Annotated in this window: 14 protein-coding genes and 1 pseudogene; 8 read left to right on the forward strand and 7 right to left on the reverse strand. The window is 69.6% G+C overall.

The window, feature by feature from the left end; translation table 11 throughout:
* The first annotated feature begins 67 nt into the window (after positions 1-67).
* Both QUY26_RS33085 and QUY26_RS33090 read left to right on the forward strand, forming a co-directional pair.
* On the forward strand, positions 68-1,864 hold the full coding sequence (locus QUY26_RS33085; protein ID WP_289953202.1) for a DNA polymerase: 1,797 nt from the start codon (positions 68-70) through the stop codon (positions 1,862-1,864).
* A gap of 9 nt (positions 1,865-1,873) precedes the next feature.
* On the forward strand, positions 1,874-2,092 hold the full coding sequence (locus tag QUY26_RS33090) for a hypothetical protein (protein ID WP_289953203.1): 219 nt from the start codon (positions 1,874-1,876) through the stop codon (positions 2,090-2,092).
* 497 nt (positions 2,093-2,589) lie between these two features.
* Here the strand turns inward: QUY26_RS33090 and QUY26_RS33095 are convergent, their stop codons facing one another.
* Positions 2,590-4,197: a recombinase family protein gene (locus QUY26_RS33095; RefSeq protein ID WP_289953204.1), complete on the reverse strand. Its 1,608-nt coding sequence runs from the start codon at positions 4,195-4,197 to the stop codon at positions 2,590-2,592.
* Between the two features lie 39 nt (positions 4,198-4,236).
* Here QUY26_RS33095 and QUY26_RS33100 point away from each other — a divergent pair.
* Positions 4,237-4,545, forward strand: a pseudogene (locus tag QUY26_RS33100) (hypothetical protein); the annotation flags it as partial.
* A 78-nt stretch (positions 4,546-4,623) separates the two neighbouring features.
* Here QUY26_RS33100 and QUY26_RS33105 read toward each other — a convergent pair.
* Positions 4,624-4,821 (reverse strand): DUF1918 domain-containing protein, encoded by a 198-nt coding sequence (locus QUY26_RS33105; protein ID WP_289953205.1) that lies wholly within the window; start codon positions 4,819-4,821, stop codon positions 4,624-4,626.
* Between the two features lie 78 nt (positions 4,822-4,899).
* Positions 4,900-6,051, reverse strand: coding sequence for a DMT family transporter (locus QUY26_RS33110; protein WP_289953206.1), 1,152 nt, complete (start codon positions 6,049-6,051; stop codon positions 4,900-4,902).
* Between QUY26_RS33110 and QUY26_RS33115 the strand changes: the two genes are divergently transcribed.
* From QUY26_RS33115 to QUY26_RS33125, 3 genes are all read left to right on the forward strand, one after another.
* The gene (locus QUY26_RS33115) at positions 6,050-7,489 is read left to right on the forward strand and encodes a PLP-dependent aminotransferase family protein (protein WP_289953208.1); all 1,440 of its coding nucleotides are present in this window, start codon (positions 6,050-6,052) and stop codon (positions 7,487-7,489) included. The genes QUY26_RS33110 and QUY26_RS33115 overlap by 2 nt on opposite strands.
* Positions 7,490-7,679: 190 nt before the next feature.
* Positions 7,680-8,141, forward strand: a complete 462-nt coding sequence (locus tag QUY26_RS33120) for a GNAT family N-acetyltransferase (RefSeq protein WP_289953210.1) — start codon at positions 7,680-7,682, stop codon at positions 8,139-8,141.
* 174 nt (positions 8,142-8,315) lie between these two features.
* Complete coding sequence (locus QUY26_RS33125) at positions 8,316-8,891, forward strand: histidine phosphatase family protein (protein WP_289953212.1); 576 nt, start codon at positions 8,316-8,318, stop codon at positions 8,889-8,891.
* Positions 8,892-8,948: 57 nt separating this feature from the next.
* On the opposite strand, the gene QUY26_RS33130 is transcribed toward QUY26_RS33125, so the two are convergent.
* The 4 genes from QUY26_RS33130 to QUY26_RS33145 all read right to left on the reverse strand — a co-directional run bounded on the left by QUY26_RS33130 (position 8,949) and on the right by QUY26_RS33145 (position 12,435).
* Entirely contained in the window at positions 8,949-9,542 is a 594-nt protein-coding gene (locus QUY26_RS33130; RefSeq protein WP_436840544.1) for a DUF6314 family protein, read from the reverse strand.
* A 100-nt stretch (positions 9,543-9,642) separates the two neighbouring features.
* Positions 9,643-10,632, reverse strand: coding sequence for an aldo/keto reductase (locus QUY26_RS33135; protein WP_289953214.1), 990 nt, complete (start codon positions 10,630-10,632; stop codon positions 9,643-9,645).
* A gap of 330 nt (positions 10,633-10,962) precedes the next feature.
* Positions 10,963-11,262 carry a hypothetical protein gene (locus tag QUY26_RS41230; RefSeq protein WP_436840445.1) on the reverse strand — a complete coding sequence of 100 codons (300 nt, stop codon included), beginning with the start codon at positions 11,260-11,262 and terminating at the stop codon, positions 10,963-10,965.
* A 204-nt stretch (positions 11,263-11,466) separates the two neighbouring features.
* Entirely contained in the window at positions 11,467-12,435 is a 969-nt protein-coding gene (locus tag QUY26_RS33145) for an oxidoreductase (protein ID WP_289953215.1), read from the reverse strand.
* A 107-nt stretch (positions 12,436-12,542) separates the two neighbouring features.
* On the opposite strand from QUY26_RS33145, the gene QUY26_RS33150 reads away from it, so the two are divergent.
* Both QUY26_RS33150 and QUY26_RS33155 read left to right on the forward strand, forming a co-directional pair.
* Positions 12,543-12,974, forward strand: a complete 432-nt coding sequence (locus tag QUY26_RS33150; RefSeq protein WP_436840545.1) for a MerR family transcriptional regulator — start codon at positions 12,543-12,545, stop codon at positions 12,972-12,974.
* 109 nt (positions 12,975-13,083) lie between these two features.
* Positions 13,084-15,303 carry an NADP-dependent isocitrate dehydrogenase gene (locus QUY26_RS33155; RefSeq protein ID WP_289953218.1) on the forward strand — a complete coding sequence of 740 codons (2,220 nt, stop codon included), beginning with the start codon at positions 13,084-13,086 and terminating at the stop codon, positions 15,301-15,303.
* Positions 15,304-15,431: the final 128 nt, after the last annotated feature.

Here is a 15,431-nt window from a genome sequence, read left to right on the forward strand (position 1 = left end):
TCCTAGCTGTTGATTGAGGTGAGGGGGCCGGGGTCGGACTCGGCCCCCTTCTCATGAGAGGAGGGGCTTGAGGAAGATAAGCTATCGGCTGCGAGGACAGCCGATCATCATTCACGTTGTGGAGACCGAGGGCGATCTCTCTGAGTTCATGGAGTGGATTTCACACACCGAGCTTGCCGGGTTCGACACGGAGACGACAGGGCTCGACTGGTGGAATGTCGACCGTGAATTTCGGCTGAGGCTAGCCCAGTTCGGTACCGCACACGAGGCCTATGTCATTCCGGTGGAGAAAGGGCCTGCCTTCGCCGACGCAGTGAGACGGGCCCTCCTAGGTCTTGATCTGCTGGTGGCCCACAATGCGACCTTTGACCTCCATGTCGTCGATGCCTGCCTAGGCATTCCGATGGAGGACCTTGCTCCGAAGGTGTGGGACACCAGGATCCTCGCTCACCTCGTCGACCCGCGGTCGGTTCTGGAGCGCGGGCCCGGCCTGAGCCTCGAAGACCTGACAAGGCACTACATCTGCGAGACCACGGCCGACGAGGTCAAGGGCTCCATGCGGGCGTTGGCACTCAAGTACAAGACGACCAAGGCTCGAATCTGGCGCCTGGTGGACATCCGAGACGAGGACTTCAACCGGTACGCAGGCATGGACCCTGTCCTTGCATACAGGCTCCTGCGGATCCTGTACCGCCTCCTACCGGCCCGCTCCAGGGCGCAGGGGCTCATCGGCTGGGAGCACCGGCTAGCCCATGTGACGGCGCTCATGGAGCGCACCGGCTACCTCCTCGATGTCGAGTACGCCGAGCGCTGCTCGGCGGACCTGAAGCAGCAGGAGGAGGACGCCAAGGCCCGTGCGAAGCGGTACGGCGTACAGAACATCAACAGCAATCCACAACTGGCTGACGCATTCAAAGCTCTGGGAGTCCGTCTCACCAAGAAGACCCCCAAGGGTCAGTTGGCTATGGATGACGAGGTCCTGACGGGCATCAGCCACCCGCTCGCCGACCTGGTCATCAAAGCGCGAAAGGCACTGAAGTGGCGTAAGACATGGTTCGAATCCGGCTTGCAGAGCAGGGACTCCAGGGATCGGGTACATGCCTCGATCAATTCACTCCAGGCCCGCACGGCTCGGATGAGTATCACCGGGGCAGTACCAGCGCAGACCTACCCGTCAGATTCAGGCTACGTACGGCACATGTGGCTTGCTGAAGAAGGGCATGTCAGCTGCTCTATCGACTTCGGCAACATGGAGCTTCGATACCTGGCAGCGTTCAGTAGAGACCGGACGATGTTGGGCGCGTTCCGTGACGGCCTAGATCTTCACCAGATCACGGCTGATGCCGCGGGGGTGAACCGCAAGGTTGGCAAAATGGCCAACTTCCTGACCGTGTACGGAGGTGGATGGCGTGCCCTCGTGCAGCAAGCGGGAGTTGACGAACAGACCGCCAGGAAGACGCTCGACGCTTTCAATGCAACGTATCCAGGTGTCGGGGCCCTTGCTAAGAGGCTGTCTGGAGAGGCCAGGAAGACGGGACACATCTACACGGCCACAGGTCGACGTCTACCAGTCGATAAGGGGCGTTGGTACGCAGCTCAAAACTACTTCGTACAGAGCGGGTCGAGGGATGTCACAGCCAGGGCGCTGCTCCGACTACACCGGGCTGGATTCGGGTCGTACATGAGACTCCCGATCCATGACGAAGTCGTCTTCTCCTTCCCAGAGAGGGAGGCGGCCGAGATGGCTAGGGAGGCAGCCAGGCTCATGGAGTTCGAGGTTCAAGGGCTCCTGATTCCGGCCGATGCGGAGATCGGTGAACGCTCATGGGGGAGTGTCCTAGATAGGGCGGACAGCAAGCACTAAGGGAGAAGCATGGAGAACGAGAACGACTTTGCCGAGATCATGCGGGATATGACAGGCGACCTCAAGGACGTTGTTGTGGAGGAGTTCAAGCGGGTAACGGTCAAGCGTGTTGGGGCGGTTGGAGCTATCGCGCAATCGGCTAGGGCGGCGGGCCTCAGCCCGACTGTTGTTGATGAGATCGCATCTGACGTCTGGTCGTTCCTCTACCGAGGCTATGACGGAGCCTGACGAGGGGTGCGAATTGGCGAAGTTGAAGATTGGTTCCGTTGAAGTCGTCCTCAGTCGCCGTGAGTTTGAGCTGTTGAAGCGAGGGCTTGCCCTCATACCGGATCACGGCGAGTACGACGACGGCCAGCCCTCGCAGGTCTTTCTAGACGATGGAGAACGACTGTGAATGAGTTCTACGGGCTCGTGGTGGGTGGGGCGAAGTGTCCGTGAGCGGGCACGGCGAGAGGGGTGGGGCAGGGCTGACGTCCGGAGTTGATGGTGTCACTGAAGGCGGGTCGTGCGGCTGTGGTGATGCGGTTAACTGCTATGAGCAGAAGAATCCTTGCCAACGAACCCACCTTCCGCGAACGCGAGTGAGATCTGAAGAGAGGTCGAGTGTATTGACCGTTCATGTGTATCGAGTGGACAGCTCCGGCGGACGTACGCTTATCCGTGTGAGAAATTAAGGATTATGCAAGACCCTCGCCCCGCCTAGGGGCGAGGGTCTTCGCTTTTTCTCAAAAGCTCGAACTGAAGGCGTCTTCGCGTATGGCAAGCCTTTCCTTTACGTCATCAGGGATGAGGAGTTCCCCTACGGTTTCCTCAACTTCCTCGTCTCCGTCTTTCGGGATTCGGGTAATGGCGAACTTGATTCCGGCGCGAAGTAGATCCTTAGCCATTCCCTCGACCCCGCTCGTTTCCCACTGATCACGGTAGGTCTTGCCGCCGTGGGTAAGAATCCATCGGTCTTTGGTGCTCTCAGGATCGATCGCCGCCATCTCGTCCATGAGTGAGTTTAGAGTTTTCTCGGCTGTCTCCTGGACGAAACCGCCCCGGGCAAACTTACCTCCGGGGGCGAGTTCCTTCATGTAGTGCTCGATTCCGGCCTCTACCTCCTTGAGTCTCTTGCGTGTTTTCTCGCCCCGAGCATACTCGCGATACTCCACAGGGTGATCGCCTAGTTCTTCAAGTACGGTCTCAACCAAGGCGGTGTAGATCTCTTCGGGGTTCTCTCCGGCGCTCTTGCACTTCCGGCATCGGAGATAGAAGTACTTCTTTCCTCTGCTTTGGTTGGTGCGCTTCGTATAATTTCCCTCGCATTGAGAGCAGATGATGACGCCAAGAAACTGTGTAGCTCCGGGAGTCCAGGGGTTGCCATTTATGCGCGACATTGAGTCCAGTACCTTTTGGAGCTGATCCCACTCATCCTGTTCGGAGATCGGAGGAGCAACCCTAATCGGCTTCCCATCTGTTCCCCATACGATCTGAGATCGCTTGTTCTTTGCGGGGGTCGTGCTCATTTCTGTTCTGGCCCCCGTCAGGGCCGGGTTCCGAAGAATGATGCGGAGCGAGGTTCCATGCCACTGGCCGCCGTTTGGCCCTGGGATTCGTGCTCTGTTAAGGATCTTGCATAGACGGTTTACTGTCGTTGGTTTTTCTCTGAGTAGCGCGCCAATCACGTACCTGAGGACGCGGTATTCTTCTGGTCGGTGGGCCAAGGAGTACTTCCCATCTTCGCCCCTCTCTGTGGTGTAACCGTACACTGGGTTACCGACCAGCCATTTTTCTTGAGTTTTATTGTGCTGCCACAAAGAGGCAACGCGAACTCCGGTGTTTGCCGCTTCGATCTCGGCCATACCGGCAATGAGCGAGACGATTGTCTGCCCGATCTGGCTGGAAAGGTCAATCGGATCGTTGAGGGACTTGAGATTCTTTCCGAGCTTTGTGCACCATTCGATCATCACCTGAAGGTCGAGGATGCGTCGGACGAATCGGTCTAGCTTCCAGAAGTAGAGAACGTCAAATTCGGGCGCGCGATTGTTCAGCCATTCACCTAGATCTTTGCGCTTCCAGGGTGGAACCTTCGTCGCGGAGACATTCAAGTCTCGGGCCACGCCAACGACGCTAACTCTGTCTGTATTCGCTTGCTTCCACAGGTCAAGTTCCTGCCGGATGGGGGACGTGGTGTCTTCGGTGAGAATGGAAAGTCGGACGGAAAGAAGCGCCCTTGGGGAGTCCTCGGGAAGTGCTTCGTTGATCGCCTTGAGCTCGTTCAGTTCCGCTATCTCGACTGCGGACCACGTGATGCCTACGACCGGTGGAGCCGTCAACGCAGCTGATGTCATGGCGGCAGGGTATCGCGTTGTGCCTGTGGCTAGAAGTGCCCGCAGCTGTACTGGCACATCGGCCTGGCCGCCGCCGACTACGCCAAGCTGGTGCCCTGGTGGGACGAGGTGGCGCGCGGCACCGGCGTGCGGCTGTACGTGGGTGAGGCCCTGTACAAGGCGGGGGACCCGGCGCAGCCCGCCCCGTGGCAGGACCCGGCCGAGCTGTCCCGGCACCTCACGTACGCGAAGGGCTTCCCGCGCGTGCGCGGGCACATCTTCTACTCGGCGAAGCATGTCGTCGCCGACCGGATCGGCGCGATGCAGCGCGTCGTCGACGACCACTACACGTACCGCGCCGACGGCTGAGCGACGCCGTCCCGCACCCCGGCCCGCCGGGCCGGGGCGTGGTGGGGGACCCGGGCCTCCGCGGCCCGGGTCCCGGACTCACTCGTCGTCTGCGGCGAAGGGACGCACGACGGTGTCGGGGCCCGGCGACATGAGGGTCTCGTGCCCGTCCTCGAACCGCACGCGGTAGGGCGGGCCGCCGTTCTCGCCGAGGATCTCGATGACCTCCGCCGTCCGGTCGTGCTGACCGACGATCCTGCCGTGGATCAGCAGCCGGTCGCCCACGGATGCATGCATCGGTAGTGCCCTCCTCGTCGAATCACAGGGGTGGCGGTGCGTGGCCGTCAGTGTACGACCGGTGGCGGCCGCCTGGCCCTACCCGCGCGCCCGTTGGGTGACGGCGATGCAGACGAGGACCGCCACCGCGGTCAGCGGCGCGGCGGGCGTCAGGTCCTCACCGAGCAGGAAGAGCGACCAGACGAGGGTGAGCAGCGGCTGGGCCAGCTGGAGCTGGCTGGCCTTGGGGATGCCGATGGCGGCCATGCCCCGGTACCAGACGAGAAGGCCGAGGAACTGGGAGCCGATGGCGAGGTAGAGCAGGCCCGCCGTGCTGTGCCAGGTGAGCTGGAACGGCTCGTGGCGCAGCGCGATCACCGCCCAGACGACGTTCAGGGGCAGGCACAGGACGAGCGCCCAGCCGATGACCTGCCAGCCGGGCATGTGGCGGGCGAGGCGGCCGCCCTCGGTGTATCCGGCGGCGCACACGAGGAGCGCGCCGAACAGGTACAGGTCGGCGGTCGACAGGGCGCCGCCGCTCTGCTGCACCGTGAACGCGGCCACCGCCACCGCCCCGGCGATCGCCGCCGCCCAGAACGTGCGGGACGGCCGTGTCCCGGTGCGCAGCGCGGACAGGACGGCGGTGGTGAGCGGGAGCAGTCCGACGACGACCGCCGCGTGCGCGGTGCTCGACGTCTGCAGCGCCAGGGACGTCAGGAGCGGGAAGCCGACCACGACGCCGCCGCCGACGACCGCGAGTCCGGCCCAGTGGGCCCGGGCCGGCAGCGGCACCCGCAGCGCGAGCAGGCAGCCGCCCGCGACGACCGCGCCGAGGGCGCACCGCAGAGCCACCAGACTCCAGGGCCCGATGCCTTCCAACCCCCAGGCGGTGGCGGGGAACGTGAGGGAGAAGGCGATGACGCCGAGGGCGGCCTGGAGGGTGCCCGCGCGGCGGTGGTCGGGGGCGGGGGTCTTCGCGGCGGCGGGGGGCCGCGTGGTGCCGGTCTGCGCCTGGGTGCCGTCGGCGGCCTGTGTCTTTCCGGCCTGAGCGCTGGGGGCCTGTGTGCTTCCGGCCTGCGCGCTGCGGGCCTGTGTGCTTCCTGCCCGTGCGCTGCCGGTCGGCGTGGTCCCGCCCTGGGTGCTGCCGGTGACCGGGCGGGGCGCGAGTGCGCCCTCGGGAGCGGTGCCGGGTGCCTGCCGCGGCTCGACCGCTATCCGTCCCGGTGCAGTAGCGCTATCCTGTGCTCTCATGCATGAGCGTAGCAGTGTGGGCGAGTTGGCGCAGAAGCTGCGCGGAGAGCTGGACCGCTACTCTCCGGGTGAGAAGCTGCCGTCGAGCCGGGCGCTGGTCGAGCGGTTGCGGGTGAGTCCGGTGACCGTGTCGCGGGCCCTCGCGCAGCTCGCCGCGGAGGGGCTCGTCGTGACCCGGCCGGGCGCCGGGGCGTTCCGGGCGGAGCCGTCGCGCGCGGGCGAGGCCGTCGTCGGTGACACCTCCTGGCAGGAGGTGACGCTCAGCGCGGACGCCATGACGGACGTCGTACCGCGGTCCGTCGACGCCTCCGGCGTCCTCGCCACGCTCGCCGCGCCCCCGCCCGGCGTCGTGGAGTTCAACAGCGGCTATCTGCACCCGGCGCTCCAGCCGGAGCGGGCGATGGCCGCCGCGCTCGCCCGGGCGGGCCGCCGCCCCGGCGCCTGGGACCGGCCCCCGGTCGAGGGCCTGCCCGAGCTGCGCGAGTGGTTCGCGCGCGGCATCGGCGGCGCCATCACGGCCGCGGAGGTCCTGATCACCTCGGGCGGGCAGAGCGCCCTGACGACGACCTTGCGCGCGCTCGCCCCGCCCGGCGCGCCCGTCCTGCTCGAATCGCCCACCTATCCGGGCCTGTTGGCCATCGCGCGGGCCGCCGGACTGCGCCCGGTGCCGGTGCCCGTGGACACCGACGGCGTGCGCCCCGAGCTGCTCGCCGCCGCGTTCCGGGCGACCGGGGCGCGGGTGTTCGTCTGCCAGCCGCTGTTCCAGAACCCCACCGGCGCCGTGCTGTCCGCCGAACGCCGCCCGGAGGTGCTGCGGATCGCCCGGGAGGCGGGCGCCTTCGTCGTCGAGGACGACTTCGTGCGCCGGCTCGCGCACGAGGACGCGGGGCCGCTGCCGAGGCCCCTCGCGTCCGACGACCGGGACGGCGTGGTCGTGCACGTCTGCTCGCTCACCAAGGCGACGTCGCCGAGCTTCCGGGTGAGCGCGCTCGCCGCGCGCGGGCCCGTCCTGGAGCGGCTGCGCGCCATCCAGGTCGTGGACCACTTCTTCGTGCCGCGCCCCCTCCAGGAGGCCGCGCTCGAACTCGTCGGGTCACCGGCCTGGCCGCGTCATCTGCGGACCGTGGCCGTCGAGTTGAAGGGCCGCAGGGACGCGATGACGGCCGCGCTGCGCCTGCGCCTGCCCGAGCTCGCGCTGCCGCACATCCCGGTCGGCGGGTACCACCTGTGGCTGCGGCTGCCCGACGGCACCGACGAACTCGCCTTCGCGGCGGCCGGGTTGCGCGCCGGGGTCGCGGTCGCACCCGGCCGGCCCTACTTCGCGGCGGAGCCGCCCGCGGCCCACATCCGGCTGAGCTTCGCGGCGCTCGCGGGCGTGGCGGAGATCACGGAAGGGGTCCGCAGGCTGCGGCAGGCGTGCGACGAGGTGCTGGTGTGACAGGGGGCGCGCCCGCAGAGCCCGTGGGCGAGCGCCAGGTGACGAGCGGCGAGCGACGGACGAGAGCGATGCACAAGAGCGACGAACGAGTGAGGCGGGATCGGGTGAGAAGGGGGCGACGGGTGGGGGAGTGGCGCAGGAGCGGGGAAAGACGCTCGACGCGCGGCGCCGTCCCTGCGAGTCTCACGTCATGACCGACGAGTACGTTGCCCCTGACGGCCGCGGGTACGCCCTCCCCGACGGGTACCTGCTGTCCACCGACCCCGCCCGCCTCGACCTCGTCCGCATCCACGCGTGGCTCTCCACGGACGCCTACTGGGCTCTCGGCAGGCCTCGCGCCAAGCAGGACGCCGCGATCGCCGGATCGCTCAATTTCGGTGTGTACGAGGAGGCCTCGGGCAGACAGGTCGCCTACGCGCGTGTGGTCACCGACCACGCGACGTTCGCCTACCTCTGCGACGTGTACGTGGACCGCTCGGTGCGCGGCAAGGGCATCGGCGTCGCGCTCGCCGCCGGGGTCCGCGACCACCTCGCCCCGTACGGGATGCGCAGGATCCTGCTCGCGACCGGGGACGCGCACGGCGTGTACGAGAAGGTGGGGTTCACGGTGATCGACAACCCGAGGCAGTGGATGGTGCTCGGCGAGCAGTGACGGCGAGCCCCGGGCAGTGACGGCGCTCCCTGTGCCGTGACGGAGCGCCACGTGTGTCGTGACGGTGCCCCACGTGTGTCGTGACGGTGCCCCACGCGAGTCGTGACGGAGTCCTGGCGCGGCTCCCGCCCGCCCCCTCTTGACCGCGGGCACCAAGCGCCCCACGATCACCGCATGCACGTTGGCGTGACGCTCATAGCGGCCGCGCGCGGCGCCGCACTGCTCGCCGAGCGGTTCGACGACGACCGACCCCTCGACGAGACGGGCTGGTACGAGGTGCGCCGTGCCGCGCCCGCGCTGCTCCCGCTGGGTGTGGCCGAGCTGCGCTACTGCTCGCCGACCCCGCGCAGCCGTGCCACCGGCGACGCCCTCGGGCTCGCGCCGCTCGCCCAACCCGCCCTGAGCGACTGCGACATGGGGCGCTGGCGCGGGTACACGCTGGCCCAGGTGACCGCGGCCGAGCCGGGCGGAGTCGACGCCTGGCTGCGCGACCCGAGGTCGGCTCCGCACGGCGGCGAGTCGCTGCTCGCGTTCATCTCGCGGGTCGGCGGCTGGCTCGACACCCGGCCCGTCGGGGACGGCGTCCGCGTCGTGGCGGTCGCCGAGCCCGCCGTGGTGCGGGCGGCGCTCGTGTACGCCCTGAAGGCGCCCCCGTCGACGTACTGGAACATCGACGTGAGCCCGCTGGCGACGGTCAGCCTCGCCGGGGACGGCCGCCGCTGGAGCCTGCGGATCGGGGCGCCGGTGTAGGTGACGCCCAGAGCGCGGGCGTTTCTTCCACCGCTGCCCGGGTCAGGGCGGCCGGGGTCAGGGCAGGCGGGTGTAGTCCGTCGTCAGGAGCAGGTCCTTGGCGGGGCCCGCCACCCGCCAGCGGGTGCGCCAGCGCGACGCGTCGTACACCTCGAACTCGCCCCGGTACAGATCCGCCGCGCACGGGTGGTCGGCGGTGTGCCGACCGGAGCGCAGGTCCAGGTCGTGGAAGGGGCGCCCGTCGGCGAACTGGACCACCGCCGTGCCCGCGGGGGTGCCCGGCAGGAAGCGGAGCGTGCGCTCGGCGGGGCGGGCGACGCCGTGCCAGGTGAAGGTGCCGGACTCGTGGTGGAGCAGACCGGCGGGCTCGGGCGGTCCCGCCTCGGACGGCTCCGCCCCGGGCCCCGCGTCCGCGAGCGGCGTGAACCGGGTGATCCCCTCGAACCGGCCCTCGACCGATTCCACCGATTCCACCGCCTCCTGCGCCCCCTCTGTCCCCTCAGCCCCCTCTGTCCCCCCAGCTCCCTCTGTCCCCTCTGCCTCGCCCGCACCGTCTGTCGCGGTCCCGGCGAAGTCCCGCACCGTCCGCTCGACGCGCCAGCTCCCGGCCAGGTACGCCAGCACGTCCGGCACCGGGTGCGCCGGACGCACCGGAGGCGTCGCGGCGACGGCGCGCTCGTCAGGCCCGGAGGCGGAGGCGGAGGCGGAAGGGGAGGCGGGGACAGGGGGCATGCCCGCAGGCTACTCCGGTCTACTTGTCGACGATCGACAGGCTGTTCTCGTCGTAGCGGGTCCCGGCGACGCGCTCCGCCGGGGCCGCCGCCTCGATCGCGGCCAGCTCGTCGGCGGAGAGTCCGAGGGTGGCGGCGGCCAGGTTCTCCTCCAGGTACTTCTGGCGGCGCGTGCCCGGGATCGGGACCACGTCGTCGCCGCGGTGCTGCACCCACGCGAGCGCGAGCTGCCCGGCCGTGACGCCGCGCCGGGCCGCGAGGTCGTTGAGGGCGTCGACGATGGCGAGGTTGCGCTCCAGGTTGCCGTCGGCGAACCGCGGCTGGGTGCGCCGCATGTCGCCCTCCTCCAGGCTGTCGACCGAGGTGTACTTGCCGGTCAGAAAGCCCCGGCCGAGCGGCGAGAACGGCACGATGCCGATGCCGAGCTCCCGGCAGACCGGCGCGATCTCGTCCTGCAGGTCCCGCGTCCACAGCGACCACTCGCTCTGCAGCGCCGCGATGGGGTGCACGGCGTGGGCGCGCCGGATCGTGCGCGCGCTCGCCTCCGACAGGCCGAGGTGGCGCACCTTCCCCGCGGCGACGAGCTCGGCCATCGCGCCGACGGTCTCCTCGATCGGCACGTCCGGGTCGACGCGGTGCACGTAGTAGAGGTCGATGTGGTCGACGCCGAGGCGGCGCAGCGAGGCGTCACAGGCCTCGCGTACGTAGGCGGCGTCGCCCCGGATCCGGAGGGGTTCGCCCAGGCGGTTGGCAAAGCCGAACTTCGTGGCGAGGACGGCCTGTTCGCGCCGGTGGCCGGTGAGGGCGCGGCCGAGCAGCTCCTCGTTGTGCCCGTCGCCGTAGTAGTCGGAGGTGTCGAGCAGGGTGACGCCGAGGTCGAGCGCGCGGTGGATGGTGGCGGTCGACGTGGCGTCGTCCGAGGTGCCGTAGGCATCGCTCATCCCCATGCAGCCGAGTCCCTGTGCGGAGACCGTGAGGGCGCCGAGCCTGCGGGTGGGCATGCCGGTCATGTCGTACCTCCTGGTGGAGCGGTGTTCTTGGGCGTGACCCTAGGAGTTGGAGTGCGCTCCACCGCAAACAGTTTCCGCGGTGGCCGAGGCGGGCGTGGAGGGCCGGCCCCAACCCGGCCTCCCAGCAGGAGCTGAACGCGGCGGGCGCGCGCTGCGCCGACGTCACCGTCCCGCTCGGCCACGCCGACCCGGACGGCCGCACCCTCCCGACCGCCGTGTCCCGGATCAAGGCGACCGCACCCGAGTCCGAGCGCCGCGGCGTCCTGCTCACCAACCCGGGCGGACCCGGCGGCACGGGACTCGCGTACCCCCTCGGGCTGCGCCCCGCCCTCAAGGACGTCGCGCCTCAAGGACGTCGCGGGCCGCTACGACCTGATCGGCTTCGACCCGCGCTTCCTCGGCGGGAGCACCCCGATCACCTGCGACCCCGCCGACAAGCCCGCCCCGCCCGCGACGACGAGCCCACGCGCGGACTTCGACGCGGCGGTGCGCGACGCCTGCGAGGACGCGCGCGGCCGCCACGCGGTACGAGCGGTTCCAGCGCTCGGGGGCGCCCGAACTCGCCGCGATGCTGAAGATGCTGAACTCGCCCGAGGCCGCGGGCAGCATGCTCGGTGGCATGTTCTTCATGTGCGGCGACGGCGGCTGGCCCGCGGCCACGGCGTGTACGGCCGTGCGGTCGACGGTCCGACCCCGGTGCCGTGCGCCGACGCGCCGTCAACGACTGCCTCCGGAGCGGCGAACTGCCGGACAGCGACCGGGAGTGCCCGGCTCCACGGTCGGCTGACCACGCCGGTGGCACCGGCCCCATGAGGCGGCCGACCCCGCCCGGAGTCACGCGAAGGCGTCGAGCCCGGTGAGTCCGGCGGACAGCTCCCACAGCCTGGCCGCCGCGACCGGGTCCACCGCCCACGGCTTCACGCCGCCGACCAGCATGTCGTCGGTCGTGGCGGGCCCCGCGATGTCGCAGTCCTGGCAGTAGGCGCCGCCGTGGCCCTCAAGGAGGGGCGACGTCGCCGCCCACACGGCCGTGGCCGCGCCCTGCGCCGGGGACTTGAAGCCGTCGGCGGGCCTGCCGTCGCGGTCCATCCAGCCCCGCGCGATCTGCTGCTCGCGCGGGACGTGGCGCTGGAGCGGGGTGAGGACGCTGCCCGGGTGGACGGCGAAGGCGCGCGGGCCCCGGTCGCCGGTGAGGGCGTCCAGGTGCCGGGCGAACAGGGCGTTCGCCGTCTTGGACTGGGCGTAGGCGAGCCACGGGTCGTAGGGGGAGCGGCGGAAGTGCGGGTCGTCCCAGCGGACGTCGGAGAGGAAGTGGCCCGACGACGCCACCGACACGACGCGGGCGCGGCCCGGGGTCAGCGCCGGGGCGATGAGGTTGACCAGGGCGTGGTGGCCGAGGTGGTTCACCGCGAAGTGGGCCTCCCAGCCGGGGCCGACGCGGGTCTCGGGGCAGGCCATGATGCCCGCGTTCGCGATGAGGATGTCGACGGCGCGGCCGCTCGCGAGGACGCCGTCGGCGAAGGCGCGGACGCTGCCGAGGTCCGCGAGGTCGAGCGCGGCGACTTCGGTGCCGGGGGTGTCGCGCAGGGCGGCCGCGGCCGTCTCCGGCCTGCGTGCCGGGACGACCACGTGGGCCCCGGCGCGGGCGAGGGCGCGGGTGGCTGCGAGGCCGAGCCCGGAGTAGCCGCCGGTGATCACGGCGGTCCTGCCGGTGAGGTCGACGCCCCGCAGTACGTCGTCGGCCGTGCTGCGGGCGTCGTGGCCGGAGCCGAGGGGGTGCTGGGCGGTGGTCCTGTTCGTCATGCGAAGGACGCTAGAACCTAGACTGCGATCTAGATCAAGCTCGGCCCGGAGCCGGATCGAGCCGGGCCCGGGGCCGGATCGAGCTCGGTGTGGAGGGGGACGTGGACGTGGGGAACGCGGTCGCGGGAGAGCCCGCCGGACTGTCCATCGGTGACGTCGCCGCAGCCACCGGCCTCAGCGTGCACGCCCTGCGCTTCTTCGAGCGCGAGGAGCTGTTCCTGCGGCCGATCCCCCGGACCGGCGGCGGTCGGCGCGTGTACGCGCCCGCCGATGTGGAGTGGCTGGCCCTGTGCAACCGGCTGCGGGAGTCCGGCATGCCGATCGCCGAACTGAAGCGGTTTGCCGGACTTGTCCGGTCGGGGCCGGGGAACGAGGCCGAGCGGCTCGCCCTGCTCCAGGAGCACGAGCGGGCCGTGCGCGCCCGGATCGCCGACCTCGGCGCGAGCCTGGAGATCATCCACGGCAAGGTCGTCGCGTACGAGAAGCACGTGCGCGAGGGCACGGCGGCGGGGGTGTGGGTGCCCGGGGCGTCCCGGTGACCGGACGCCGTGCCGCGGCCGGAACTCGGACGAGGGCCCTGTCAGTGCCCCCGCCCGCACGAGATATCTTGATGTCGAGCAATGTTGCAGACGTGGAGCGGAGCACCCGGTGACTGACTCGACCATCATCTACACCCACACTGACGAGGCCCCCGCCCTCGCGACGTATTCCTTCCTGCCGGTGATCCAGGCGTACGCCTCGACCGCCGGCGTGGGCGTCGAGACCCGTGACATCTCCCTGGCGGGCCGGATCATCGCGAGCTTCCCGGAGCGCCTGGAGGCGGGCCAGCGCATCGACGACGCGCTCGCCGAGCTGGGTGAGCTGGCCAAGACGCCGCAGGCGAACATCATCAAGCTGCCGAACATCTCGGCTTCCATCCCGCAGCTGAAGGCCGCCGTCGCCGAGCTGCAGGAGCAGGGCTACGCGCTGCCCGACTACCCGGACGACCCGAAGACCGACGAGGAGCGCGACATCCGCGCCCGCTACGACAAGGTCAAGGGCTCCGCCGTCAACCCGGTCCTGCGCGAGGGCAACTCCGACCGCCGCGCCCCCGCGTCGGTCAAGAACTACGCCCGCAAGCACCCGCACCGCATGGGCGCCTGGACGGCCGACTCCAAGACGAACGTCGCCACCATGGGCGGACACGACTTCCGCTCGACGGAGAAGTCCGTCGTGATCGAGAAGGACGGCGCGCTCAGGATCGAGCTGGTCGCCGACAACGGCTCCACCACCGTCCTGCGCGAGTCCGTGCCGGTCCTCGCCGGTGAGGTCGTCGACGCCTCCGTGATGCGCGTCGCCGCGCTGCGCGAGTTCCTGACCGCCCAGGTCGCCAAGGCCAAGGCCGACGGCGTGCTGTTCTCGGTGCACCTCAAGGCGACGATGATGAAGGTCTCCGACCCGATCGTCTTCGGCCACGTCGTACGCGCCTTCTTCCCGAAGACGTTCGCGGCCTTCGGCGCCGACCTCGCCGCGGCAGGACTCACCCCGAACGACGGCCTCGGCGGCATCTACAAGGGCCTGGAGGCGCTGCCGAACGGCGCCGCGATCAAGGCGTCCTTCGAGGCCGAGCTGGCCGAGGGCCCCGAGCTCGCCATGGTCGACTCCGACAAGGGCATCACCAACCTGCACGTGCCGTCCGACGTCATCGTCGACGCCTCCATGCCGGCCATGATCCGCACCTCCGGCCACATGTGGGACAAGGACGGCGCCGAGGCCGACACCCTCGCGGTCATCCCGGACTCCTCCTACGCGGGCGTGTACCAGGTCGTCATCGACGACTGCCGCGCCAAGGGCGCCTACGACCCGGCCACCATGGGCTCGGTTCCGAACGTCGGCCTGATGGCGCAGAAGGCCGAGGAGTACGGCTCCCACGACAAGACCTTCGAGATCCCCACCGCCGGCACGGTCCGCCTCGTCGACGCCGACGGCAACGCCCTCATCGAGCAGGCGGTCTCCGAGGGCGACATCTTCCGCGCCTGCCAGACCAAGGACGCCCCGATCAAGGACTGGGTGAAGCTGGCAGTCAGCCGCGCCCGCGCCACCGGCGACCCGGCCGTCTTCTGGCTGGACGCCACCCGCGCCCACGACGCCAACCTGATCGCCAAGGTCGAGGCGTACCTGCCGGAGTTCGACACCGAGGGCCTGGACATCAGGGTCCTGTCCCCGGTCGAGGCCACCAAGCTGTCCGTGGAGCGCATCCGCGAGGGCCTCAACACGATCTCCGTCACCGGCAACGTCCTGCGTGACTACCTGACCGACCTGTTCCCGATCCTGGAGCTCGGCACCAGCGCCAAGATGCTCTCGGTGGTCCCGCTGATGAACGGCGGCGGCCTCTTCGAGACGGGCGCGGGCGGCTCCGCCCCGAAGCACGTGCAGCAGCTGGTCAAGGAGGACTACCTGCGCTGGGACAGCCTCGGCGAGTTCCTCGCGCTCGCGGTGTCCTTCGAGCACCTCGCGCAGACCACGGGCAACGCGCGCGCCCAGATCCTCGCGGACACCCTGGACCGCGCGACGGCGACCTTCCTGGAGGAGAACAAGTCGCCGAGCCGCAAGCTGGGCGGCATCGACAACCGCGGCAGCCACTTCTACCTGTCCCTGTACTGGGCCCAGGAGCTGGCCAAGCAGACCGACGACGCCCAGCTCGCCGAGGCGTTCGGCCCGCTCGCCAAGACGCTGACCGAGCAGGAGCAGACGATCGTCGGCGAGCTGATCGCCGCCCAGGGCAAGCCGGCCGACATCGGCGGCTACTACCAGCCCGACCCGGCGAAGGCCTCGGCGGTCATGCGTCCGTCGGCCACCTTCAACCAGGCGATCGCCTCGCTTGCCTGACGCGCCCGGCGCCCCGCGCGCCCGACGCACCGCTTGTTCACCGCCCCGGTCGGCAGCCGCCGACCGGGGCGGTCGTGCGCGTACGTCGGCCCGGTGACCGCCGGTGCGGCCGGGCCCGCCCGCGCCGT

It is taken from the genome of Streptomyces flavofungini (assembly GCF_030388665.1).
Classification (GTDB): domain Bacteria; phylum Actinomycetota; class Actinomycetes; order Streptomycetales; family Streptomycetaceae; genus Streptomyces; species Streptomyces flavofungini_A.